Genomic DNA, 25,365 nt, shown 5'->3' with positions numbered 1-25,365 from the left:
CAATATCCTAGTATGTTATTAATTAAATATCTATCACTTATTTTACTTGTACCAGCATTTTTTGTTGGTCGCAAATTGATTAGGAAAGAAGATCTTAACTTTTTTGATTTGATCATAATTTTTAATACACTATATTTTGCTGTCATTCCTCTTAAATCTAGTGAAGCTGTATTTAAAGCTCTTGGGAAAATAACAACGCATACTACCATTTTTGTATTTTTCTATATTCTATTCTTTTTTATTGGTTGTCTCATTGCTAGTAATTTAATTGACAAGAATGAAAATTCACCAATTAACATAACATTTTATCTAAAAAAATTCCCCAAGCTTAAAGCTAGTTTAACCTTAAAGGTTATACTGGTGATACTTCCAATATTTTCTATAACGTATTACATACCTCACATGTCCCTTATTGCAGCCTTTGAAGGAATTCAAGAAGCGAATAGGAATATAAGCTACGAACAATCTTCTATGATTCAGTTTTTTGGCACGATATTCAGGCTTGGTTTGGTGATATCAACCGTGCTTTTTGTTCAAAATATTGACGAAAAAAAATATGATTTGTTGACCATATCATCAATGATATTGTTTCTAATTAATTTTCTTATGCTGTCTCGCCGGGAACTACTAGAAACACTATTATTCGTGGGAATAATTATATATAGTTTCAACAGAGCATTAATCAATAAAAAGCTTATATCATATGCCATAGTACTTGGCGCATTTTTATACTTCGTATACTTTCCTTTTTATAATATAATTCGCCAAACCCCTGTTGAGTTTAAGATTCAACAACCTATAGTCTCGATTCAAAAGATATACGATTATGGAATAGATAATTTTGGCAAGTCCAGTGATAGCGCTTCAGAATTAACTGATAGCAGAGCAATCTATCTGTATAGAGCCATATACTGGCTCGCCATAAATGATAGTGAGCGAGATATTACATGGGGCGGAATTACATTACTAGCTGTCGATCATGCCATACCTAAAGCAATAAATCCTAACAAAGGTTTGGGTTCAGAAAAAGTCTTAGAAAAAAGACAGCATACAAATAAAGATTCTGCCGATTCCATTTTACTAATAGCATTAGCTGATTTTTCTATGCTTGGTTCTGTAATAGCAGTTCTTATTTACTTTTTAATTTATAAACTGTGGCTTTTTATATCCAAAAGTTCAGAGTTTTTTTTCGGCAAAACGATGGTATCGCTCTATGTGGTCTATTTTCTATTTAATCTAGCATTTGGCACAGAAAAAAGATTAGACGCTATTTTAGCAGATACTGTAGCCTATTGCTTAGCGATTGCCATAATAATATTAGTTCATAAAATGAATTTTCTGAAGATATTAAACGGTCAGAAAAGCACAAAATACATACAGTAATGGGAGAAATAAAAAGAAGAGAATTCGGGCGGCTAAAGATTTTAGATAGCATTAGAGGAATAGCTGCTTTAATTGTTCTGTACCACCATATATTCAAGTTAAACAAAGCAGTTTTTAAAAGTTATTTCAGTGATATCTCTTTTGCGATTTTTGATTTTATATCTGAACTTAATGATGAAGCGGTATTACTGTTTTTTATCATCTCCGGGTTTTCAATAGGCCTAAGCACACTAAAACGCCCACTTAATGACAAGAGTAGTGTAAATGGCTATTTATACAGAAGATTTAAACGCATTTTACCCATCTATTGGATTGCAATACTTCTATCTTTGATTATAGGTATTAGTCTAAACATTCTATACATGAGTGACTTTAGTCTTCGGAACTTATTCGGTAATCTATTATTTCTGCAAACAACCAATGCAATACCTCAATCTTGGGTGGTACCATACGGACTGAATGGACCTCTATGGTCCTTGTCTTACGAAATGTTTTTCTATCTTATATTTCCATTAGTATACTTTATCAATAAAAAGTTTTTAAAAAAACTAAACCTATATAAAAAATACACTATCCTAATAATGGTGGTTTTACTCGGCATTGTTATAAATAAAGTAGTCATATTCGTGCCCTATTTTCTATTTTTAGTCGGTTTTGTTACATGGATCTTAGGTTACATTTGTTCGTACTGCTTCGTCATGCTGAAGAAAAAGAACCTATTCTTTTCTCTAAACCTATTGGTTGGCCTTATTTTAACTATTTCAAGTGTAAAAATTCCATCAGATAGTATCAACCTTATCGGAAAAGGAATGCTTTTAAATGGTCTTTTTTACTTTACCATGATTCTTACCGATGGTCTAAACACACAAAAAATTCAAAAAGTTATCAATGGATTTTTTTACAAGCTAGGAGAAGGTAGCTATGCCATTTATGCATTGCACTACCCTTTTCTAATTTATTTTCAAAAAAATGGAGTTAGTCTAATTTATCAATTAATGTTTTTGCCTGTCTTTATCGTTTGCTGTTACTATTTAGAAAAGCAATCAACACAATGGAAATTGAAGTTTTTAGAAAGAAAATATTTTAGACTTAAAAAAGTTTTTTAAAATTAAAACCATCTTATCTTAAAGAAACTGTAGAATTATAAAAAATGGCACCATGTAATACACAATATTAGTCAATTACAAATCTCACATTAATCTGTGAACAAAATTAAAAGCCAAGGATGTTTAATGATTCCAAAGGATACTTAACATAAAAATATTTTGAATAATGAAAATTGTACTTATAGGAAACTATAAACTGGATGGCCAAGAAAGCATGGACAGGTTTCTAAACATGCTTTTAAATGGCTTTCAGAACCGTGATATAGAAGTTGAGGTTTTGAAACCTACCGTTCTATTTGGCTTATTTTTTAGTTCTACAAAACAAGGGTTAGCTAAATGGTTTGGATATATGGACAAATACATCGTTTTCCCATGCCACCTTTTAATACATCGTTTAAAAAGTAACAAAAATATAGTTTATCATATTACCGACCATTCTAATGCAATATACCTTCCGTATTTACCTAAAAATACCTCTTCGATTACTTGTCATGATGTTCTAGCTATTAGAGGTGGTCTAGGATATGCTGATGCATATTGTCCGGCAACACCTTTCGGAAAAATTCTTCAAAAATGGATACTTAAAAACCTATCCAATGCCAATAATTTAGCAGCTGTATCAAACTTCACAATGAATCAATTAATTGAACTTAGTGATGAAGAAGTTATTGATCTTAAAAACTGGCAAGTAATTTATAATGGCTTCAATGCTCCATTCAAACCAATGAATCGAGAAAGGGCAGCTTCTTTAATCTCCACTACTAGTTTAAATCCCGATAATGAGTTTATTTTTCATATTGGTTCTAATCTAGAAAGAAAAAATAGAAAGCTTTTAATAGATCTAATTGTAGAGTTAAAAGAAAAATGGAAAGGAAATATTTGCTTTGCAGGAAAGCCCGCAACTAATGAAATAATGGAATATGCTAAAACTTTAGGTGTGGAAAATCGTGTAATATCCATATCAAAACCTAATCATGATGTGTTAGTCGCATTATATTCGAATTGTACAGCATTTATCTTCCCATCTTTTTCCGAAGGTTTTGGTTGGCCTTTGATAGAAGCGCAAGCCTGTGGGTCTCCATCGATAGCAAGTAACTTGAACCCTATGCCAGAGGTTGGAGAGCAGGGAGCCTTATATGCGAATCCCAATAGTGCTGTAGATTTCGCAAATGCTTTTTTAAAATTACAAGACGCGGAATTAAAAAATCAATTAATAAAAAGAGGTTTCGAAAACATTAAAAGATTTGATTCCTCCATTATGATTGATAAATATTTAGATTTTTTCAAAGATAACCTCCAACTATGATTTTAAAGACTTTGATTTGTATTTTGCCATGGCAAATAAAGAGATTTATCCTCCAAAAAGTTTATGGTTACGAATTACATCCCTCATGTAGGATAGGCTACTCGTTTGTTTACCCTAAGAAACTTATTATGGGGCCTGGCTCACAAATTGGCCATTTAAATGTTATAATCAATTTAGACATGGTAAATATGTCAGATCATTCTAAAATTGGCAGAAGCAATTGGATTACCGGATTTAGCACAGAATCTAATTCTAAGCATTTTGCCCATCAATTAGATAGAAGACCAGAGCTGCATATAGGGCATTCTTCAGCAATCACTAAAAATCATCACTTAGATTGTACGAATACAATAACTATTGGAAAATTCTCAACAATCGCCGGATATAAGTCTCAATTCTTAACACATTCGATTAATGTAATTAAAAACATTCAAGATAGCCTTCCTATTTCCATAGGTGATTACACTTTTATAAGTACCAATGTTGTCATATTAGGTGGAGCTAAACTACCAGACCGCTCAATATTAGGTGCTAAATCATTACTTAATAAAGAGTTTATCGTGACAGATACTTTATATGGAGGAGTTCCAGCTAAGGCTATTAAAGAGATTAGTAAGGATGCAAAGTATTTTAAAAGAGAAACCGGGTTTGTCATTTAATTTAAAACATGGGCAGCATGAAAATTCTTAGAATTATAGAGAGTATGGATCCTTCTTATGGTGGGCCTTGTCAAGGTATTCGTAATTCAATTCCAGAAATGCAGACTTTAGAAACAGATAATTCTGTTGTTTCTATTGACGGTGAAGCTACGAAATGGGAGCATCAAGATGATTTTAAGATTTTTAAACTAGGTCCAGGAAAAGGACCATGGGGTTATGCCCCCAAATTAATTACATGGCTTAAAGCAAATTTATCATCTTACGATGTGGTCATTGTACATGGTCTGTGGCAATATTATGGCTATGCCGTTAGAAAGGCTATAAATTGGCTCAGAAAAGAAAATAAGAAAACTCCTAAGTTTTTCGTAATGCCTCACGGCATGCTGGATCCCTATTTCCAAAAAGCTCCAGACCGCAAAATAAAAGCCCTTAGAAATCAACTTTTTTGGAATCTAGTTGAAAAAAATACTCTTAATGAGGCAGACGGTATTTTATTTACTTGCCAAGAAGAATTGGTGTTGGCCCGTGAAACTTTTACCGGCTACCGTCCAAAAAAAGAAATTAATGTAGGTTACGGCATTCTACCTCCTACACCAATAGAAGTAACGGACATTACGGCATTCAAAAAAAAATGTGGTCTATTACCAAATGAAGAGTATCTATTATTTCTAAGTAGGATACACCCAAAGAAAGGTCTTCTTAATCTAATAAAGGCATACGCTACATTTGAAACAACAAAAGATAAATTACCAAAACTGGTTATCGCAGGACCAGGAATGGACTCAGAATTTGGAAAAAGCTTAGATCAAATTGTTCAGAGTAATAATTTCTTAAAGAGCAACATCATATATGCGGGAATGGTTACCGGCAATGCAAAATGGGCGGCTTTTACTGGTGCAAAAGCATTTGTACTACCAAGCCATCAAGAAAATTTTGGAATAGCCGTTGTAGAGGCATTAGCCTGTAATTGCCCTGTTCTTATTTCAAACAAAGTTAATATTTGGAGAGAAATTGCTGAAGGTGATGGGGGTCTAGTAACGGAAGACACCTACGAAGGTACATGCCAGTTACTTGAACAGGCTTCAAAGCTTACGAACGATGAGTTTACCCAAATGCGTAAAAATGCCTACGCAGTTTACCAAAAACATTTCACGGTGGCACAAGCGGCCAGAAGTTTGACCAACAACCTTAAAGCACAGGTCATATGATAGAAGCAACTTCCAAAGTATCCTTAAAAGATTTTGACGCTTCGGTTGGGTTAGATCGCGGTGCTAGCAGGCTTAAAGAACTATGTTGGTATTTAATTAAGGTGATTTTCTTCCTTAGTGCTCTACCCTATCCAAGCAGTCTAAAAACAACGCTACTAAGATTATTTGGCGCTAAAATTGGGCAAGGTTTAGTCATAAAGCCAAGGGTAAATATTCATTTTCCTTGGAAACTTGAAATCGGTAATCATGTATGGATTGGTGAAGAAGCTTTTTTATTGAATTTTGAAAAATTTACCATTGGAAATAATGTGTGTATCTCCCAACGTAGTTTTTTATGTGGTGGAAATCATGATTATAGAAACCCTGCTATGCCTTACCGTAATGGACCTATAACATTAAAAGATGGGGCATGGGTAGGAGCATGTTGTTTTATAGGTCCTAATGTTACCATAGGTACGGATACTGTAATTACTGTGGGTTCGGTTATCGTTTCAAATCAAGAAGGAAACAACGTAATTACTAAACCCATAGCAACTCAAACTAAGGTTAGGTGGAAATAAAAGCAAAGTGAGTATTAAACGATGTTTTTGTAAAATTTAATTGGATAGGTTAAGGTTCATTACAATTTTAACCATTTTAAAAAATAATGACCTATTAGACTTTTTTCTAATACATCATATAAGAATCTATGAAAAAACGAATACTATACATAGGATATAACTTCTCGCCAGAACTGACCGGTATAGGTAAGTACAGTGGCGAAATGATGGAATGGCTTGCGCAATCTGGCCACGATTGCTCCGTCATAACAAGTTACCCCTATTATCCGCAGTGGGAGGTTCAAGAACCTTATGTAAAACATAAATACTGGTTCCTAAAAGAGACCACCAATTACCCCAGCGGCGGCCGGCTTACCGTATATCGGTGCCCTATGTATGTGCCTAAAAAACCTAGTGGGCTCACGCGTATCCTTTCAGATTTTTCGTTCTTCGCTTCCGCCCTACTACAAATTATGACATTCTGTTGCAAGAAGAAATATACGTACGTAATTAGCGTTGCACCAACATTTTTAGCAGGTGTTTTAGGTGCATTTTACAAAAAAATTAAAAAAGCGAAACATCTGCATCACATACAAGATTTACAAATTGAAGCCGCTGCAGAATTGGGTATGATCAAATCTGCAACTTTAGTTAAGCTTTTATTTAGGGTTGAAAATTTTGTATTTAAAAACTCCCAGAATATTAGTAGTATCTCAGATGCTATGATAAAACGAATCAGTAAAAAAACAAAACGAGAAGTTGCATTTTTACCGAATTGGGCAGATACCGATTTTTTCTACCCGATTCCCAATAACGCTAACTTAAAAGTGAAATTTGGTTTTGAGGCAGATGATACCACAGTTCTATATTCTGGTGGAATTGGCGAAAAACAAGGCTTAGAAAACATATTGTATGCAGCCCAAGCTCTACTGGGGCAACCTAAGGTAAAACTTATTATTTGTGGTTCAGGCCCCTATAAAGAGGTTCTTAAGAAAAAGGCTCAAGAAATGCAGCTCCAAAATGTTCATTTTATGCCATTACAGCCCAAAGAAGCTTTTAATGAATTCTTAAACATGGCAGATATTCATTTGGTAATTCAAAAAAAGAACGCAAGTGATTTAGTTATGCCTTCTAAACTCACGACCATTTTAGCTGTTGGAGGTGCTGCATTAGTTACAGCAAATGAAAGAACCGACCTCTATTCTATTGTATCCAAATACGATATGGGTTATTTGATTGAGGCAGAAAATAGAGATGCACTTACTGCAGGAATTATTGACCTAACCCAAAACAAAAATTTATGTTGTATAAAAAGTAACGCTCATAATTATGCCAAAAAATATTTAGATATTAACACCATTATGACGTCTCTAGATAAAAATTTACTATAGTTACTAATTGCACATGTCGTTTACCTTAAATTAACGAATCTGGTCGAGATGTGATTGCAAAAAAAAGAAATATACTATACATTTAACTGACCTTAAGGCTCTTCCCCCTCTTGAGTTACCAGTTACCAGTTACCAGTTACCAGTTACCAAAAAAACCATAGCTTGAAAAAAAACAAAATAAACTTGAAAAAGTTTTTGTTCGATTTAAAAACAAAAACTTTAAAGCCTAAAATTCATAGGTCACATTTAAGGGCGGAAAACGAATTGAAATCTGGTCAAATTCAGATACTTAATTTCGAAAAAAGGAAACGTATAATAAATTATGCTATTAAGAATACGGCATTTTATAAAACTAAGTACGAAGGTTTCGAAAACCAACTCCACATGACCAATGAGGAGGATTTTCAAAACCTACCTCCAGTTACACGAGATGACTTAGCCCAAAATTTCGAAAAATTTATTGCAGGAAATCCATCTAAAAATACATATAGAAAAGTATCTTCATCTGGCAGTACCGGAAGGCCTATTTCTGTCTTACATGACACCCGCTTTCCCTACACCGTACTCCAATGGCGCATACTAGGTTGGTGGAACATAAAACCCTACGAAAACCAAGCCTTTATCTATCGTTACAAAAGGCCTTTCATAAAAAGATTGGGCAATACTATTTTGTGGTGGCCCACCCGACGTATATTTTTAACAGGATCAGAAATGAATCTGCGTAATGTAAAACGTTTTGTAAATCAATTCAATTCATTAAAACCTACTCTTTTACAAGGTTATGTAGATGTTGTTTATGAATTCGCCCTCTTTTTATTAGATAACAACTTAAAAATACACCCACCAAAAATGGTCTGGGTAACTTCTGCCCCTCTTTTTGAAAACCAAAGAAAGACTATGGAAACCGCATTTGGTGCCCCGGTCTGCGATCAATATGGCAATACTGAAGTTTTTACCATAGCAGCAGAATGTCCACAACAGCAGGGCCTCCATATCATGCATGATGCCGTACACGTTGAAATTGTTGATGAAAACAACAACCCAGTTCCCGTGGGCACAACAGGTAAAATCCTAATTACAGATTTACATAATGAGATATTTCCGCTCATCAGATATGAAATTGGAGATAGAGGCAAGTTATTGGATACCGTTTGCTCTTGTAGCATCCCACTACCCTTAATGGATAATGTAAGAGGTAGACAATCTGTAGTATTAAAAACTCCATCGGGCCTGACCGTACGCAGTGAACATTTAACTATTCTATTTGAAAAATTACTACATACGATTAGAGAGGTACAACTGATTCAAAACAAAGATTATTCGGTAAAGCTGCGCTATGTTTTTAATTCAATAGAAAATGTGGAAAACGAAGTTGAAACGATATTGAAGGAACTTAGGACTAAAACAAGGAACGAGATAGACATTACACCTGTTAGAGTAGATGAACTACAAACAAAAAGCAATAAAAAACCTTTGATAATTAGCGAATTGCCTTAAATTAGGATACCATTTATTTTTTTACTAAAGACAAAATATAACTTTCAACGCTTTTTGTTTCTTCCTTTGAAAGTTTATCTTTCCATGCAGGCATTCTATTATTATCTGATCCGTTTTGAATTACTGAAAACATTGCATCTATTCCATTTATCCATTCATTATCAACCAAACTTGGAGCCATTGCCCCTATTCCTTTAATACCGTGACACATTTGGCAATTTTGCTGATATATTATTTTTCCTTCTTCTAAAGGATTTTTTATTTTATTGGACGTATTTTCATCATAAACAAGCACAGCCTTGCGCCCCCCCTTTTCAATAGGATGAAATAAGGTAATAGTGCGCTTACCAAATTCCGATACATAAATATTTCCTGTATTTTTATCTTCTACCAAATCTAAAGGACTAGTATCCAACTTTAGACCCATTCTTGTGCCATCGTAATCTTGAACAATGTCTTTTTTTTCACCCCCTGGTCTTAATACAACCAAATCTTTATGACCCATTAGGGCTACAATCAGGCATCCCTTTAGCCTTCCCTCGAAGGTTTCACTAGTATACTCAACAATACCAGTAGGAGCCATATGGGGTCCAAAATCATAGGTAAATCCTCTAAAATTAGCATCAGGCTTAACACCGTTGTATTCAGAATTATCCAAATCTTCGTCCCCATTATTTAAGACATATTCAGCCCTTAGTGGATTAGGATGGCCATAATACCCCCCTTTTTCTACTCGCACCATGAAATCATCTTGATCGGGTTGAGCGCCAAATACTGCCGGAATATTATTGGGCCCGGTATATTTTATTTTTGAATAAGGTTTAATATAGTAAGGCGATTGTTGGTCTGAGGTAGGGGTATTTTCATTACCTCCAGAGCTATTTACAGTTGCATAGAGTTGTCCGTTGCTGTGCCAAACTATATCATACGCATTTCTAATACCCGTTGCGTATATACTTAAGGGCTTATCCTTGTCATAAGGGTCATAACTACCACCTCCGTCATACGTTTTTACATCAATGGGTAAAATAGAGGGTAATTTGCTAGGGTCAAGACATAAAAGCGCTCCGGAAAGTAAAGCTTCTCGGGAAGGTTCTTGATTTTCTTCACAATCACACCATCCCATACCCGTGTTAGCTCCTTGCGCAAAATAAAGCATTCCGTCTGTACCAAAAACAATAGAATTTGGGAAGTTCTCATGATTTGGGCCAAAACAAGGTAGGCTTTTTAGTATATGCTCATTCTCTAAAATCCGGTCAGTTTTCGCATCTAACTGCAAGCGATTCATACTACCGGCCCATTTTGACTTATCAATCTCCTGTTCAGCGTCATGAAAACTTGCCCAACTACTGTTAGTTTCAGAGTATGTAGTCCAAACGATAAGACTATCCGCAGTTGACGCTGGGTCAAAAGCTAATCCTATGGTAAGTTTTGATTCCTCTCCAAATGGTTTAAAAATATGTTCTAGCGACAAATCACCATTTGGACGTATCACAAACCGCTTTATTTTACCATCTATACAACCTGCATACAATTTGTTATCTGGGCCTATTACTAAACTGGTATATTGGCCCTGAACTATATTACCCAGTGCTGTTTTTTGGAACTTAACGCCCTCTAGCAAACCGCTAGGAGCTGTTGTATATGACCGCATTTGCCTTTTTAGGTATCTTTGCACTCTACTTGGATAAAAACAGGTAAAGAATACAGTTATGACGGCCAAGAATATAAATAAAACCTTATTTAACCTACCATTCACTTTTATTATTTGCTTTAATTCCACCCTTGTAAATAATAACTTTATGAAACGGTTTTTAAATCAAAAAAACATTTATAGTTTTTATGTATAGAATTAAAAACTTTGCCAGTCCTATAAATAATATATCAATTTTCGCACAAAGAAAATTAATGTAATTCTAATTGACTTTCAATAAAAGCAACTTAAAACTATTAGTGTTTAAAATTAAATCAAAAGAATACTAGAATAATAAAATTCACATCACACCCTTTCCTTTTTATATGGAAAGTAACCAAAAACAATAAAAATAGACTTGCGTTAATCATTCATATACCTGCTATTTTGAATGAAAATTTATTTTCTTTTGATAACCTCACTTGTAACACTTAGAAAGGCTCGATTTTGTAGTTCCAGTCTAACAGGTGTTCATAGGGTTTTGAAAAATAATTTAAATGACTACATTCTAATTTATTTGATTCAAGTCAATAAAAAAACATTTCATTTCTCAATTTCAAAAGTTAGTTTTAGTAGTTAATTATTGAAATGAACATTACCTAATCACGTTTCCAAATATGCTAAGACTGCCTCATAAATTCAATCGTTATCTCAATTTTTCCTTTACTTTTCATATCCTTATCAGCAAAAAAATAGAGTGGTCTCACAAACGTCTCGGCTTTTAAGTTAATACCCTTAGATACAGACTCGTTTATAGATGAATTCAAATTGACAAATACTTCAGATTGTTTGGTGCCGATTGACACGCTAACTCCAGTTTCCAATGTATCAACCACTTTTAAAGATATACTATTTACCGCAAATTGATACGGAATTATCATATTTAGAAGCTGACTTGTACCAGATTCTAATTTTACAACCTCAGTATATTTCCATATATCTTTTTTTACATTGTTAACTTTTTCAGTAATAAAATCATTACTTACATCAATTACTCTCGCATAGTTAGGATTGTGATTTGAAGAATCTTGAAATATTAATTTCATAGATTTTCCTAAGGTTTTTGTGTTAATTTTCCGCCAGCCAGTTACTTCTACATCGTAATGATTATTGCTACCATTCATTCTGGTATCCGTATCAACCCCTAATATTCCCATATAATTTTTGGGCGCGGTATGATTTTCAATATAAAAACTGGAATTTAAAATGGTATTATTCGACCCAAAAAGAGCAAATGGCCCATCTTCTATAATAGGTAATTCATTAACATAAATGTGTAGGCCATCCATGGTAACATGGTTCCCAATAGCAGAATCCCATGGATATATTTCTGAAATACTTGCCATATCCTTAATTATTACATTTTTAAATTCACACCTATTCAACTTCCCTAAAAATCTAGCAGCTTGGAATTTTAAGTTTGGATCAAAAATATCCGAAAAGCTTTCTGAATATATGCCTTCAAATATTCCATCAGTTATATTTTCCAAGTCCCACAACCCATCTCTACGATAATTCTTATAATTGATTACCCTTACATCATTGATATTTCCAACCAGTTTTAAGGAATGACAATAACCAAAAGATCCTCGTACCTTCTTAGTCCCAACATAAACCCCATAATCAGTGGTATTATATATATTTATATTTTGAGAGTGATAAACACCGGAATCATCGCTATTTAAATAAATCAAATGGGGGGGATGCATCCAGTTTTTTCCACCTACACCGTCTCCTCCTATACTATTACCATTTATATCTTGAACATCTGAATACCTCTGAGAAACCAATCCATCTGAACTGAAACCATCAACGATTCCTTGTATACCCATTATTACACCATCTATCGTTACATTTTTCAATAATATATTATTGGGTATCCTTGTTGCTCCAGAATTGTTTGATATTATTTGATTTGGTTTATACTGCTCCTTTAACTTTATTACCCATTGAATAAAAGAGTCAGCTGTCTTGCCCTTTGCTTTAAATGTTACGTTTTCTAATTTCACATTCTCAGGCGCATCCATATAAATTATGGATCTCCAAGCAATAGGTGATTTTGTTATTGCAATACTTGATTTAAATTCCAAACCATGCTTCGCCTCTAAATACTCTGTTAATACAACTGTATTTTGACGATGTATTTTGTCATCCCAGCCATAGTTTGCATCATACTTCTGATCATACAAAAAGGTAACATTCGTGATAGTAATGTTTTTGGTCAAAGCCATATAAAATGCCGGAGACAGCAAATTATTAATTCTAATATGAGCTTCGTTAGCTCCTTCTAACCAAGTGTTATCTGCCAGAAAAATAGACTTCTTACCGGTTTCCTCAAGATCAAGAAACATATTTGTATCCACCAAAACCTTAGCTCCAATGTTTTCAGCTTGATCCAAGGTTTCAACAAAGTCTTCACGATCATCTGTTGCATCATCCATTGCTGCGCCAAACCATTGCGGTTTTAAATATTCGCTCTTAAAAGATCCTTCTAAGGTTAACTCTTCAAAAAGTTGACTTTCCGTATTAGTTTCTATAATGCTCTCATCACCACGCACGGTTCCATTTTCTAAAACACCTCCATTAAAACGCATGGTAACATTTTCTGGTAAAATAATTGTTTGACCTGCAAGATCAAAGTCAAAGCGTATCTCCCAAACAGAATCACTATAGTCCGTTGGTATATTTTGCCAATCAAAATCTTGTGGTATAATACGCACCAAACTACTTTCTTCCTCTATCTGTTGAGGCTCTAATGCTTTTGGAGTGTCTAAACTATATTGATAATTCTGAGCGCTTACAGAAGACACCAATAATAATAAAAGAAATTTTAAATACCTCATTGACCTGAAATTATATAGGCGTTAGTTCCTGATTTCCGCAACAGTCCAAAGCGTACATTACCGCTTGCGCTTTCAAAATTGGCAGTACCACCATCAGTATAATTCAAAGATACACCACTAGCTGCTTTTACAGTAAGGGAAGCGCCATTATGAGCCTCTAAATTAACAGTCTCGCCAACTTTCATATTAGAGAAACCAGAAGTTAGTGTGACGGTAGCGGTTTTAGTACATTCTAATGTATTACCAACATCACTAGTGGCAATATTACGTGTAGACTCAAACGAAATTATAGTAGCATCCTTCTCCACCGGTGCACTTGCCGTAGCTCCTGTAATATTTTCTGCATATTTAGCATAGAGCGCATAAGGCACACTTAATAGCTGACTAACGCCTATGATAGAATAGTTACTACCACCATTAGGGTCTACTTGTGTTTCTATAAAGAAAGGACCATTACTCCATGGTATGTCTTTAAAAGCACCCGAAATACGGTTACCAGCGCCAATCTCTAAACTTACCAGACCGTTGGCATTAGTAGTAGCCGAATGCGATTCTTCATACGCACTGGTACCATTTACACTGCCTTGGCGGACAATAATTTTTAAATTTACCGGTGCATCTAACACCAGACTGTTATCACTAGACCGAATGATGGCCTGATAGCTCATTTTTTCTGGAGCCTGCGCCGATATTTCCAATACGGCGAGTAGCATAAAAGCAAATAGTACTTTTAATTTCATAGCGTTACTTTTTTAAAATTTTAATTGTTTTGGATATTTGGTTTGTCACGAATACTTTGAGCAAATACGTTGCTGGCTTCAATTGAGAAATCATAACTTTAGTATTTCCACTTGTAATTTGGCCATCTGTAATGAACTTACCCTGATAATCAAAAAGCTGATACCAAGCACGCTCGCTTTCATAATTTTTAATACCGATTGAGAATCCTTCTACCACTGGATTGGGGTAAGTTACAATTTCAACTTCATCCGCTTCCTGAAGCGAATGATTTATAATATCTCGGGCTACAATAGGCTGGGTTTGATTATTAATTGTTGTGTTTTCACTACTATTTTGAGTTTCTTCCTCTACTATAGGTTCTGGAGTATTAGAGGTCTCCTCTGGAACAGATTCTCCCTCTTCTTCAACGCTAACTTCTTCTGGTGGTTCGGGAGTTGGTTCTAGCTCAGAAACTGGAGTTTCTTCCTCTATAATCGGACTTGGAGTATTAACGGTTTCCACTGGAATAGCTTCTTCCTCTTCGTCAACGATAACTTCTTCTTCAGGTACCTTAGGAGTTGGTTCTGGTTCGGAAACTGGAATTTCTTCCTCTACAATCGGTTCTGAAGTATCAACCGTTTCCTCTGGAATAGCCTCTTCCTCTTCTTCAACGATAACTTCTTCTTCAGGTGCCTCATGAGTTGGTTCTGGTTCATAAACCGGAGTTTCTTCTTCTACAAGCAGTTCTGGAGTATCAGGGGTTTCCTCTGGAATAGCTTCTTCCTCTTCTTCAACGACACCCTCTTCTTCAGGTACCTCAGGAGTTGGTTCTGGTTCGGAAACTGGAGTTTCTTCCTCTCTAATCGGACTTGTAGTATCAGGTGTTTCCTCTGGAACAGCTTCCTCCTCTTCTTCAACGCTAATTTCTTCTTCTGGTGTTTCGGGAATTGGTTCTGGCTCGGAAACTGGAGTTTCTTCCTCTGCTATCGGTTCTGAAATATCAGGTGTTTCCTCCGGAGCGACTTCTTCTTCCTCTTCAACGCTTATTTCTTCTTCCGGTGCTTCAGGAGTTGGTTCTGGTTCAGAAACTGGAGTTTCTTCTTCTACAATCGGCTCAGAAATATTAGGTATTTCCTCTGAAATAACTTCTTCCTCTTCTTCAACGATAACTTCTTCTTCAGGTGCTTCAGGAGTTGGTTCTGGTTCGGAAACTGGAATTTCTTCCTCTACAATCGGTTCTGGAGTATCAGGGGTTTCCTCTGGAACAGCTTCCTCCTCTTCTTCAACGATAACTTCTTCTTCAGGTACCTCAGGAGTTGGCTCAGGTTCGGAAACTGGAGTTTCTTCCTCTACTATCGGTTCTGGAACATCAGGTCTTTCCTCTGGTATTACTTCTTCTTCCTCTTCTACGCTAACTTCTTCAGGTGTTTCCGGAGTTGATTCTGGTTCGGAAACCGGAGTTTCTTCCTCTACAAGCAGTTCTGGAGTTTCAGGGGTTTCCTCTGGAATAGCTTCTTCCTCTTCTTCAACGACACCCTCTTCTTCAGGTACCTCAGGAGTTGGTTCTGGTTCGGAAACCGGAGTTTCTTCTTCTACTATCGGTTCTGGAGTATCAGGGGTTTCCTCAGGAACGACTTCTTCTTCCTCTTCAACGCTAATTTCTTCTTCCGGTGTTTCGGGAATTGGTTCTGGCTCGGAAACTGGAGTTTCTTCCTCTGCTATCGGTTCTGAAATATCAGGTGTTTCCTCCGGAGCGACTTCTTCTTCCTCTTCAACGCTTATTTCTTCTTCCGGTGCTTCAGGAGTTGGTTCTGGTTCGGAAACTGGAGTTTCTTCCTCTCTAATCGGACTTGTAGTATCAGGTGTTTCCTCTGGAACAGCTTCTTCCTCTTCTTCAACGACACCCTCTTCTTCAGGTGCCTCAGGAATTGGTTCTGGCTCGGAAACTGGAGTTTCTTCCTCTACTATCGGTTCTGAAACATCAGATATTTTTTCTGGTATTACTTCATCTTCCTCTTCTACGCTAACTTCTTCTTCCGGTACTTCAGGAGTTGGCTCAGGTTCGGAAACTGGAGTTTCTTCCTCTACTATCGGTTCTGGAACATCAGGTATTTCCTCCGGAGCGACTTCTTCTTCCTCTTCAACGCTTATTTCTTCTCCCGGTGCCTCAGGAATTGGTTCTGGTTCGGAAACTGGAATTTCTTCCTCTATAATCGGTTCTGTAGTATCAGGTATTTCCTCTGGTATTACTTCTTCTTCCTCTTCTACGCTAATTTCTTCTTCCGGTACTTCAGGAGTTGGCTCAGGTTCGGAAACTGGAGTTTCTTCCTCTACTATCGGTTCTGAAACATCAGGTCTTTCCTCTGGTATTACTTCTTCTTCCTCTTCTACGCTAACTTCTTCAGGTGTTTCGGGAGTTGATTCTGGTTCGGGATCGGAGGTTTCGACTACAACAGGATCTACCTTATCAACGGGCTCTTCCTCTATGACTTCCTCTTCCACAACCTCATCTTCCTCTATAACTTCTTCTTCAGTTTCAGCAAATTCGGCTTGCTGAACACCTTCGCAAACTAAAGTATGGCGAGACTCAATTACACTGTAAAAAATTCCCCCTAGGGAATAGGCTACAGAACCTCGGTTGGAAAGAGCATCGCCTCCGGATGCATTATAGGCCACCATATTAGTGGACGTGAACTCTTTATTTTGTTGACCTTGCACACAGGCAAAACCGCAAATAAATGCTAGTAAAACGATTGTTTTTTTCATAAGTAGCGCCATATTTGGGGAAAAACAGCTACTTGTATACGTGCGCTTTTATGATTTGGATCAGTCATTTATTCGAAAAAACCAAATTTTATTGAATAACGAATAATCGACGTAATATATTATAACATCGACAAAATACTTATATCTCTATAATTTAACGATTTATTGTAGGAAAAAAGTCACTAATTCAATTATTGTATTGTCATTGCTTTAGTAGCGTCAAAGTTTCTTCAAATTTATTCATTACACTTACTTTCAAAAAATAGGTGGAAGACTCTAAATCATCCATTGGAACTTTCGTTGTTGAGCTGGTAATTCGTTCATTCTTTATAAGGCTCCCTTTAAAATCAAACAACTGATATTGGACATTTTCTTTTCTGAAATCAACAATATCAATCAAAATATAATCCGTAGTTGGATTTGGATAGACAAGCACATTTACCAATTGAACCTTATCCAATAAGTCTATTTTTGACTCTTTAGCCTGTTGTATGCTTTGAGAAACGGTAGTATGCTGCGCTACGATACTCGTGTAAAAGACAGTTCCAACAGAATACACAACAGAACCTGCACTACTCCTTGCCTCACCTCCTGAAACATTTATGGATGCCATGGATGCATTTGAATTTTCAGATTTACTTTCATTTTGTGCCTGAGTTACCACGCAAAAGGCAAGTAAGATAAGAGAGGTAAGCATTTGTTTCATTATTTTGAAACGACAAGCAGTACCCTGTATTATAAGTCGCACAAGGATTAATAAAAGTTTTCGATTAACTACACAATCAAAAACCTTTTATCGGTTTTTTAGGAGTATTCTTTATTTTGCTTAGCGATAAGCTATTCTCGTTTATTTACCCCATCTAAAGGAAGAATACTTATAAAAACACAAGCGCAGAGGAATTTAATAACTACGAAAAAAGTCCAAGAGAATTAGATTTAACGTAAATGTAAAACAGGCATAACATACACCTATGTCTTGTTAACATTTTACATTAATCGATTTAAATTGTATCTGACCGAGAAGCCCCAATTTGACCACTAAAAAAAATAAAAATAAATTGACCTTTCGCAAGCATAATAAAAAACAGGAGCACACGATAAAATGCAAATTACAAATATGGCTAGACCCTTATTTTTACTGGCTTAATCATGGCATTAATTTTGCACATACCCAGTTATGCGATACCTTTGAATTCAAAAATTAAAGCTTCCCCCAAAGCTTACAACCATCCTACTAAAGTCTATGTAACTATAGATTATAACCTAAAAGAACAGTGTTAAAGACACTACCAAAAAGTAGCCTATAAAACCATAACAATTGTGCTACACTCTTTTTTCAAGGAAAAACTCTTTGGATGTAAGAAATAGTTAGGTTACTAGAATTACTTGATTTAGGAAATGAGAGGTTTAAAAAATTCAGATTTAATTTTGCCGATTACGTTAACAATGCACTTGTGCATTATTAACGGCCTATTACTTTTCCTTACCCCGGAAACGTACTCCAATGTTTACCACATCTTACATTATAATATTTCTTGGATACTTATTACGTACGGACTTAGATACTATAAAAGGTCCCGAAAGGAAAGGTTCCTGACCAATATCAACAAAGTTCTTCAGCTTTATCTTATTTACGGCCTTGCCTATTTTTCCCTATTTGGCATAACAGGTAGAATATACGAGTCTCTTGAATACCAGCTTGTAGTGTATGGTGTAATCTGCTTGAGCCTAACTTGGTTCAGGGTCCTATTCTTTTGGTTTAGAAGAAAATATCGTTTATGGGGCGGTAATTCTGTAAATGTTGTAGTTATTGGGCGTGACAAGAACCTAAAGAAAATAAGAGCCATTTTTGACGAACCCGAGTTAGGATACAGGTACTTGGGTTATTTTGATGACCGTGAATCTAAAAGCAAAACTTATTTAGGCCCCATCGTTGATTGCTTTCTCTACATATTAGAGAATAGTATTGATGAAATTTACTGCGCTGCATCGGAATTCAACAATAAAGAACTTCGCAACCTTATAGATTTTGCGGACAACAACCTTATTAAGATAAAAATTATTCCAGATAACAAGGAAATTTACACCAAAGGAATGTCAATTCAACTGTATGGTACCATTCCTGTTTTAAACCTTAGAAAGGTACCTTTAGATACCGAATTTGCTCGTATTGCCAAACGAACTTTTGATATTTTATTCTCTTCATTTGTAATTATTACCGTGCTTTCATGGTTGGTTCCTCTAATGTACATTTTAATAAAACTAGAATCTCCCGGAGACCTCTACTTTAAACAGAAGAGGCATGGTTTAAAACGAAAAGCGTTCTGGTGCTATAAATTTAGGTCCATGCGCCCATCTGAAGATGCAAACACAAAAATGGCCTCCAAAGGTGATATGCGTATAACCAAAGTGGGTAAATTCATTAGAAAGACCAGTATTGACGAACTACCGCAGTTTTTTAATGTATTTATGGGCAACATGAGCGTGGTAGGCCCTAGACCGCATATGGAACTTCATACCATGGATTATGAATTGTCTGTAGATAAATATTTGGTTCGTCATTTTGTAAAACCGGGAATTACAGGTTTGGCCCAAGTAAGTGGCTATAGAGGGGAAATAGAAGAGAAAGCAGATATTTTAAATAGAACCCGTTTAGATATATTTTATGTTGAAAAATGGTCTATGAGCCTAGACATAAAAATAGTATTACAAACGATAATAAATGCAGTAAGAGGAGAGCGTAAAGCCTATTAAGGTATGCCTAAATTCTATTCTTTCTTTCTACAGTAGTAAATCCTATCGGACAATAAATCCTCATCATCTTACTTCAAAACATCGTCGGACAGCAAATACTTTTCAATCCCCCTTTAAAATCGTACTTTTCATGAACATTAGGATTATTCCATTGGCATGAAACAAAAACTGTTTGACGATTTTAAAGAGGTTTCCGCAAAAGAGTGGAAACAAAACATTCAATACGAACTTAAAGGTGCGGATTACAATCAAAAATTGGTTTGGGAATCACCAGAAGGCATCAAGGTAAAACCCTTTTATCATGCAGATGATATTCAAACAAATACCACTCCCCATAAAGAAGCTTTAGCACTTTGGAAAATAACGCAGCACATTCTAGTTAAAGATATTTCTCTGGCCAACAAAAGTGCTCTGAACGCCATTAAGGGAGGCGCGGAAAGTATTCTTTTTACATTGCCTTCTATAAATGTTGATTTTAAGTCGCTTTTAGCAAATATTGATTATACTTCTATTTCTATCCAGTGTCAGTTTCAAAGTATTTTGACTGGTGACGTTGAGAGATTTGCGAACTCCACTCAAATTGAAAAAGAATATATTTCCTTTCACATAGATCCTATTGGCCAGCTGGCATCCAAAGGAAATTGGTTTATAGACATGGGGCAGGATCTTCAAAATCTATATTCGCTTTTACAAATACCTGCTACACATAGACCAAAGAACATCATTAGCATAAATGTTGGACTTTATCAGAATGCCGGTGGCACTATGGTTCAGCAATTGGCCTATGCCCTAGCCCACGCCAATGAATATCTAAATCACTTTGGTTCTAATATCGGCTCCATTACTTTTAAAGTTGCTGTAGGTAGTAATTATTTCTTTGAAATCGCAAAAATCAGGGCACTGCGTAGACTTTGGAAACTATTGGCTGCTGAATACGGAATTGTTTCGGATTGTCATATAGAGGCAACACCTTCCAAACGAAACAAAACGCTTTATGATTACAACATGAACATGATCCGTACTACTACGGAATGTATGGCGGCCATATTGGGCGGAGCGAATAGCGTTTGTAATCTTAACTATGATTTTATCTATCATAAAAATAACGAGTTTGCGGAACGTATTGCCAGAAATCAACTAGTGCTTCTTAAAGAAGAGAGTTATTTTGATGAACTACAAAACCCTGCAGAAGGTGCGTATTATATTGAAAACCTCACGGACCAACTTGCAGAAAAAGGGTTGCTCCTGTTTAAGGATATTGAAGCCAATGGCGGTTTTTTAAAGCAACTAAAATACCATACCGTTCATAAAAAACTAAAGGAGAGTGCCGAAAAAGAACAGGAGAAATTTAACTCTTCTCAAGAAATCCTTGTAGGCTCCAATGCCTATGCTAGCGAGATGGATATTATGAAAGAACAGCTTGATGTGTATCCTTTTCTAAAAAACCGAAAAGAGAAAACATTGATTGAGCCCATCCTAGAAAGACGACTAACAGAGACGTTGGAAAAAGAACGATTGAAAACCGAAGGTTGGCAAGGGAAATAAACCTTTGAAGTTGCAAGAACGAGATTTACATGAGAAAAGACATTCAACATATTTCCTTTAAGAAAACGGCGGATAAGTCAACCGAAGAAGAAAGCAAAACGGCTTTTGAACATCTGAACTTTGCTGCAGGAATACCTCCATTTTTAAGAGGACCTTATAGTACTATGTATGTGCAGCGCCCATGGACCATACGCCAATATGCGGGGTTTTCTACTGCAGAAGAAAGTAATGCCTTTTACCGAAGAAACTTAAAAGGCGGCCAAAAAGGCCTCTCCATTGCTTTTGACCTGGCAACCCACCGAGGGTATGATAGTGACCACGAACGCGTAGTTGGCGATGTGGGCAAGGCCGGCGTTGCTATTGATACGGTGGAGGATATGAAAATTCTTTTTGATGGTATCCCGTTGGATAAAATGTCCGTTTCTATGACCATGAACGGAGCGGTACTGCCTATTATGGCGTTTTATATTGTTGCTGCAGAAGAACAGGGCGTATCTCTTGAAGAATTGACTGGAACCATTCAGAATGATATCCTGAAAGAGTTTATGGTTCGGAATACCTACATCTACCCTCCTGCGCCCTCTATGGATATTATTTCCGATATTTTTAGATATACCAGTGAACATATGCCAAAATTTAATAGTATTAGCATATCCGGTTATCACATGCACGAAGCGGGTGCTTCGGCAGAACTGGAACTGGCATATACCTTGGCAGACGGACTTGAATACATTAGAACGGGTTTAAAAGCCGGACTTGATATTGATAGCTTTGCGCCACGTCTTTCGTTCTTTTGGGGTATTGGCATGAATCACTTTACGGAAATTGCCAAATTACGTGCCGGTCGTCTTTTATGGGCCAAGTTGGTCAAGCAATTTAATCCAAAGAATAAGAAATCAATGTCGCTCCGTACGCATTGCCAGACTAGTGGCTGGAGTCTTACCGCTCAGGATCCGTTCAATAATGTGGCGCGTACAACCATAGAAGCACTTTCTGCCGTACTGGGTGGAACTCAAAGTTTACACACCAATGCCCTGGACGAAGCTATTGCTTTGCCTACGGATTTTTCAGCGCGAATAGCTCGTAATACACAGTTATTTTTGAAAGAGGAAACGAAAATTACCAAAACGGTAGATCCATGGGCCGGAAGTTTTTATGTTGAAAAACTAACGGAAGACCTTGCTCATAAAGCGTGGGGACTTATTGAAGAAGTTGAAGAAATGGGTGGTATGACCAAAGCTATTGAAGCCGGCATACCCAAAATGCGTATTGAAGAAACAGCAGCAAAAAAACAAGCACGTATAGATAGTGGTAAAGATACTATTGTTGGGGTTAACAAATATCAGACAGAAGATGAGGATGGACTTCAAATTTTAGAGGTCGATAATAATGCGGTCCGAAAAAAACAGTTGGAAAGGCTGAATACTATCAAAGGCAATCGTGATGCTCAAAAGGTTGAGGAGGCGCTTCGCAAATTGACGGATGCAGCCCATCAAAAAATGATTACATCCAAAGAAGACGATAACCAAAAAACTGATATAAATGAAAATTTATTAGCTTTAGCTGTAGATGCCGCAAGGCAGCGAGCTACCTTAGGTGAAATCAGTAGTGCTCTGGAAACCGTTTTTGGACGTTATAAAGCAAATATTCAATCTATTTCAGGAGTGTATTCAAAAGAAATAAAAGAAGACGAGAGTTTTAAAAAAGCTAGTAAGCTTTCAGACCAATTTGCAGATTTAGAAGGCAGAAGACCCCGTATCCTGATTGCTAAAATGGGACAAGACGGACATGACCGTGGCGCTAAGGTAATTGCTACAGGTTATGCCGATCTAGGTTTTGATGTGGATATAGGGCCACTTTTCCAAACTCCCGCAGAAGTAGCTAAACAAGCTGTAGAAAACGATGTGCACGTTCTTGGAGTTTCCTCTTTGGCAGGAGGGCATAAAACGCTAGTGCCCGAAGTTATTTCAGAATTAAAAAAATATGGCCGTGATGATATTATGGTCGTGGTAGGTGGTGTTATCCCAAAACAAGATTATCCTTTTCTGTTTAAAAGTGGCGCAATTGCCGTTTTCGGTCCAGGAACTAAAATTACCGAAGCTGCCATTCTTGTTCTAGAAATCTTGATTAATGATGAACAAGCTTAATATTAAAAAACTCGTGTTCTCTTACCTACTAGCTTAGATGCCTTCTCAATACATTTTTGCACAATAAACCTACATATTTATCATATTTTGTAATATTAATACTACAATTTTAACATATTTTAACTTACTTTATCTTAAATTTTAGATTAAATTTAAAATTACTATTCCACTTAAGTGAGGAATTAGACCTAACTAAACACTCAAAATAAGATATTATTTAGACAATTTGAACAGCATACCTAATGGGGAAAAAATTAATAATCACGTCCAGTATACTTTTCCTGATTACGTGCGTTATCATCTGGAATCTCTCTGTTCAAAGAATAAAGCTATACCACCAAAATATTACGTTAGTAGAAGAGATTACGGAGAAAAACAAGCTAAAAGATGCTGAAACGCGTTTACTAGAACTGTATACCATAAGTAAGAAAAATGTAATTTTTCTAAGAGACTTAGTTGAATTGGATTTAAAAACCAAAATCCCCAAAGAGCTTACCCAACAAAAACTAAAGTCTTTTCTTAAAATAGACCCAAATTATTTTCAGGCTAGATTTATAGACCTAACAGGCATGGAGGTTATCCGCATAGAAAACAAAGATAGTGTGGCTACCAGAACTCCCCAATATAAGGGCAATAGAGGCTATTTTAAAACAACTCTAAATTTAGCAAAAGGTGATGTTTACGTTTCTAATTTAGACCTTAATGTTGAAAATGGCGCAATCGAGGTTCCATACAGACCAACCATACGTTTTTTTACTCCCGTATATATTGATAACGTCTTACAGGGCATTGTTGGACTGAACCTAAATGCCCAACATTGGCTTACTAGTTTTAAAGGTGAAAATATTACGCTTCTAAATTCCAAAAACGAGGTTTTTTATGGTCAAACGGGTGAAGAACTGTATACCGCATCTAAAATAGATTTATCAAAAAAAGACCGTTATGGTAATGCTTTTCATTATCAAAGAGCAATTAGCCTTGAAGGCAATCAACAATGGACTATCTATACCGAACCTGATATTCTTTTAATTCAGAAACAATTATCAGACTACAAAAAATCCATTTACTCTACCGCAGCTGTTTTAACTGTGGGCGTTATCCTATTCTTAAGCATCATTTATTCGCTCTACAAAAAAAATAAGTACATAGCTTCCTTAAACAAAACCATAAAGCATAGACTTGATGAAAGGGATACACTTTTAAAAGAAATTCATCATAGAGTTAAAAACAACTTACAAGTTATCACCAGTCTTCTAAGTTTACAATCCAGTTTTATCAAAGACGATAAAATAAAAGGTCTCTTTAGGTATAGTCAATACCGCATCAACTCTATGGCAATCATTCATGAGATGCTATATAAATCCAAAGACCTGAGTAAGATAAACTATGGTGATTATGCACACCAGTTGGCCTCTACACTCATATCTTCTATGAAAGGAGCCAACAAAAAAATTGATTTAAAAGTAGAGACAGACGAGCTTCATTTAAATCTAGACACCTCTGTACCTCTCGGTCTTATGGTAAATGAAATAATTACAAATGCTTTAAAATATGGATTTAAGAATCTAGATGAAGGACTAATATCAATCAAATTCGAAAAACTTAAATACCCCAATTTCCTTATGCGTATAGGAGATAATGGAAACGGCTTCTCTAACGATATTGATTTTAGAAACACCAAATCTCTTGGCTTAAAGCTAATTCATATGCTAACCTTGCAACTCAAAGGAAATATAGAAAAAGATAATACCATAAGCGGTACACACTATATAATAACGTTTCAAGAAATTGAACAAATATCCTAACGC

17 protein-coding genes are annotated in these 25,365 nt (G+C 35.9%); 12 read left to right on the top strand and 5 right to left on the bottom strand.

Features of this window, described 5'->3' with window-relative positions:
* The first annotated feature begins 12 nt into the window (after positions 1 to 12).
* The 8 genes from KO521_RS19105 to KO521_RS19070 all read left to right on the top strand — a co-directional run bounded on the left by KO521_RS19105 (position 13) and on the right by KO521_RS19070 (position 9,089).
* Complete coding sequence (locus KO521_RS19105; RefSeq protein ID WP_215941493.1) at positions 13 to 1,383, top strand: hypothetical protein; 1,371 nt, start codon at positions 13 to 15, stop codon at positions 1,381 to 1,383.
* Positions 1,383 to 2,489, top strand: a complete 1,107-nt coding sequence (locus KO521_RS19100; protein WP_215941492.1) for an acyltransferase family protein — start codon at positions 1,383 to 1,385, stop codon at positions 2,487 to 2,489. The genes KO521_RS19105 and KO521_RS19100 overlap by 1 nt, the downstream gene beginning before the upstream one ends.
* 166 nt (positions 2,490 to 2,655) lie before the next feature.
* Complete coding sequence (locus tag KO521_RS19095; RefSeq protein ID WP_215941491.1) at positions 2,656 to 3,795, top strand: glycosyltransferase family 4 protein; 1,140 nt, start codon at positions 2,656 to 2,658, stop codon at positions 3,793 to 3,795.
* Positions 3,792 to 4,454 carry an acyltransferase gene (locus KO521_RS19090; RefSeq protein WP_215941490.1) on the top strand — a complete coding sequence of 221 codons (663 nt, stop codon included), beginning with the start codon at positions 3,792 to 3,794 and terminating at the stop codon, positions 4,452 to 4,454. Before KO521_RS19095 ends, KO521_RS19090 begins: the two co-directional genes overlap by 4 nt.
* A 17-nt stretch (positions 4,455 to 4,471) precedes the next feature.
* Positions 4,472 to 5,662, top strand: coding sequence for a glycosyltransferase (locus tag KO521_RS19085; protein WP_252730111.1), 1,191 nt, complete (start codon positions 4,472 to 4,474; stop codon positions 5,660 to 5,662).
* Complete coding sequence (locus KO521_RS19080) at positions 5,659 to 6,222, top strand: WcaF family extracellular polysaccharide biosynthesis acetyltransferase (RefSeq protein WP_215941489.1); 564 nt, start codon at positions 5,659 to 5,661, stop codon at positions 6,220 to 6,222. Before KO521_RS19085 ends, KO521_RS19080 begins: the two co-directional genes overlap by 4 nt.
* 128 nt (positions 6,223 to 6,350) lie before the next feature.
* Complete coding sequence (locus tag KO521_RS19075; protein WP_215941488.1) at positions 6,351 to 7,592, top strand: WcaI family glycosyltransferase; 1,242 nt, start codon at positions 6,351 to 6,353, stop codon at positions 7,590 to 7,592.
* Positions 7,593 to 7,754: 162 nt separating this feature from the next.
* On the top strand, positions 7,755 to 9,089 hold the full coding sequence (locus KO521_RS19070; protein WP_215941487.1) for a phenylacetate--CoA ligase family protein: 1,335 nt from the start codon (positions 7,755 to 7,757) through the stop codon (positions 9,087 to 9,089).
* A 13-nt stretch (positions 9,090 to 9,102) separates the two neighbouring features.
* On the opposite strand, the gene KO521_RS19065 is transcribed toward KO521_RS19070, so the two are convergent.
* The 5 genes from KO521_RS19065 to KO521_RS19045 form a co-directional block, all read right to left on the bottom strand.
* Positions 9,103 to 10,743: a c-type cytochrome gene (locus KO521_RS19065; RefSeq protein WP_215941486.1), complete on the bottom strand. Its 1,641-nt coding sequence runs from the start codon at positions 10,741 to 10,743 to the stop codon at positions 9,103 to 9,105.
* 659 nt (positions 10,744 to 11,402) lie between these two features.
* Complete coding sequence (locus KO521_RS19060) at positions 11,403 to 13,625, bottom strand: hypothetical protein (protein WP_215941485.1); 2,223 nt, start codon at positions 13,623 to 13,625, stop codon at positions 11,403 to 11,405.
* Positions 13,622 to 14,365 (bottom strand): hypothetical protein, encoded by a 744-nt coding sequence (locus tag KO521_RS19055; RefSeq protein WP_215941484.1) that lies wholly within the window; start codon positions 14,363 to 14,365, stop codon positions 13,622 to 13,624. The genes KO521_RS19060 and KO521_RS19055 overlap by 4 nt, the downstream gene beginning before the upstream one ends.
* A gap of 4 nt (positions 14,366 to 14,369) precedes the next feature.
* Positions 14,370 to 17,111 (bottom strand): T9SS type A sorting domain-containing protein, encoded by a 2,742-nt coding sequence (locus KO521_RS19050; RefSeq protein WP_215941483.1) that lies wholly within the window; start codon positions 17,109 to 17,111, stop codon positions 14,370 to 14,372.
* Between the two features lie 202 nt (positions 17,112 to 17,313).
* Positions 17,314 to 17,817 (bottom strand): T9SS type A sorting domain-containing protein, encoded by a 504-nt coding sequence (locus tag KO521_RS19045; protein WP_215941482.1) that lies wholly within the window; start codon positions 17,815 to 17,817, stop codon positions 17,314 to 17,316.
* Between the two features lie 740 nt (positions 17,818 to 18,557).
* Here KO521_RS19045 and KO521_RS19040 point away from each other — a divergent pair.
* The 4 genes from KO521_RS19040 to KO521_RS19025 all read left to right on the top strand — a co-directional run bounded on the left by KO521_RS19040 (position 18,558) and on the right by KO521_RS19025 (position 25,362).
* Entirely contained in the window at positions 18,558 to 19,865 is a 1,308-nt protein-coding gene (locus tag KO521_RS19040; RefSeq protein ID WP_252730110.1) for an exopolysaccharide biosynthesis polyprenyl glycosylphosphotransferase, read from the top strand.
* Between the two features lie 156 nt (positions 19,866 to 20,021).
* Complete coding sequence (locus KO521_RS19035) at positions 20,022 to 21,410, top strand: methylmalonyl-CoA mutase subunit beta (protein ID WP_215941480.1); 1,389 nt, start codon at positions 20,022 to 20,024, stop codon at positions 21,408 to 21,410.
* A 29-nt stretch (positions 21,411 to 21,439) separates the two neighbouring features.
* Positions 21,440 to 23,557, top strand: coding sequence for a methylmalonyl-CoA mutase (gene scpA / locus KO521_RS19030; protein ID WP_215941479.1), 2,118 nt, complete (start codon positions 21,440 to 21,442; stop codon positions 23,555 to 23,557).
* 242 nt (positions 23,558 to 23,799) lie between these two features.
* Positions 23,800 to 25,362, top strand: a complete 1,563-nt coding sequence (locus KO521_RS19025; RefSeq protein WP_215941478.1) for a sensor histidine kinase — start codon at positions 23,800 to 23,802, stop codon at positions 25,360 to 25,362.
* Positions 25,363 to 25,365: the final 3 nt, after the last annotated feature.

Source organism: Zobellia uliginosa, assembly GCF_018860745.1.
Classification (GTDB): Bacteria; Bacteroidota; Bacteroidia; order Flavobacteriales; family Flavobacteriaceae; genus Zobellia; species Zobellia uliginosa_B.
The sequence above is the reverse complement of the archived record's forward strand: the minus strand, read 5'-3'. Positions and strand labels throughout refer to the sequence as shown.

Bases quoted from the DNA above. Each gene is read 5' to 3' on its own strand.
- KO521_RS19060 (WP_215941485.1), bottom strand. From the start codon at position 13,625: ATGAGGTATTTAAAATTTCTTTTATTATTATTGGTGTCTTCTGTAAGC.
- KO521_RS19065 (WP_215941486.1), bottom strand. From the start codon at position 10,743: ATGCGGTCATATACAACAGCTCCTAGCGGTTTGCTAGAGGGCGTTAAG.
- KO521_RS19045 (WP_215941482.1), bottom strand. From the start codon at position 17,817: ATGAAACAAATGCTTACCTCTCTTATCTTACTTGCCTTTTGCGTGGTA.
- KO521_RS19105 (WP_215941493.1), top strand. From the start codon at position 13: ATGTTATTAATTAAATATCTATCACTTATTTTACTTGTACCAGCATTT.
- KO521_RS19040 (WP_252730110.1), top strand. From the start codon at position 18,558: ATGCACTTGTGCATTATTAACGGCCTATTACTTTTCCTTACCCCGGAA.
- KO521_RS19095 (WP_215941491.1), top strand. From the start codon at position 2,656: ATGAAAATTGTACTTATAGGAAACTATAAACTGGATGGCCAAGAAAGC.
- KO521_RS19055 (WP_215941484.1), bottom strand. From the start codon at position 14,365: ATGAAATTAAAAGTACTATTTGCTTTTATGCTACTCGCCGTATTGGAA.
- KO521_RS19080 (WP_215941489.1), top strand. From the start codon at position 5,659: ATGATAGAAGCAACTTCCAAAGTATCCTTAAAAGATTTTGACGCTTCG.
- KO521_RS19035 (WP_215941480.1), top strand. From the start codon at position 20,022: ATGAAACAAAAACTGTTTGACGATTTTAAAGAGGTTTCCGCAAAAGAG.
- KO521_RS19050 (WP_215941483.1), bottom strand. From the start codon at position 17,111: ATGAAAAAAACAATCGTTTTACTAGCATTTATTTGCGGTTTTGCCTGT.
- KO521_RS19100 (WP_215941492.1), top strand. From the start codon at position 1,383: ATGGGAGAAATAAAAAGAAGAGAATTCGGGCGGCTAAAGATTTTAGAT.
- KO521_RS19085 (WP_252730111.1), top strand. From the start codon at position 4,472: ATGAAAATTCTTAGAATTATAGAGAGTATGGATCCTTCTTATGGTGGG.
- KO521_RS19025 (WP_215941478.1), top strand. From the start codon at position 23,800: ATGGGGAAAAAATTAATAATCACGTCCAGTATACTTTTCCTGATTACG.
- KO521_RS19090 (WP_215941490.1), top strand. From the start codon at position 3,792: ATGATTTTAAAGACTTTGATTTGTATTTTGCCATGGCAAATAAAGAGA.
- scpA (WP_215941479.1), top strand. From the start codon at position 21,440: ATGAGAAAAGACATTCAACATATTTCCTTTAAGAAAACGGCGGATAAG.
- KO521_RS19075 (WP_215941488.1), top strand. From the start codon at position 6,351: ATGAAAAAACGAATACTATACATAGGATATAACTTCTCGCCAGAACTG.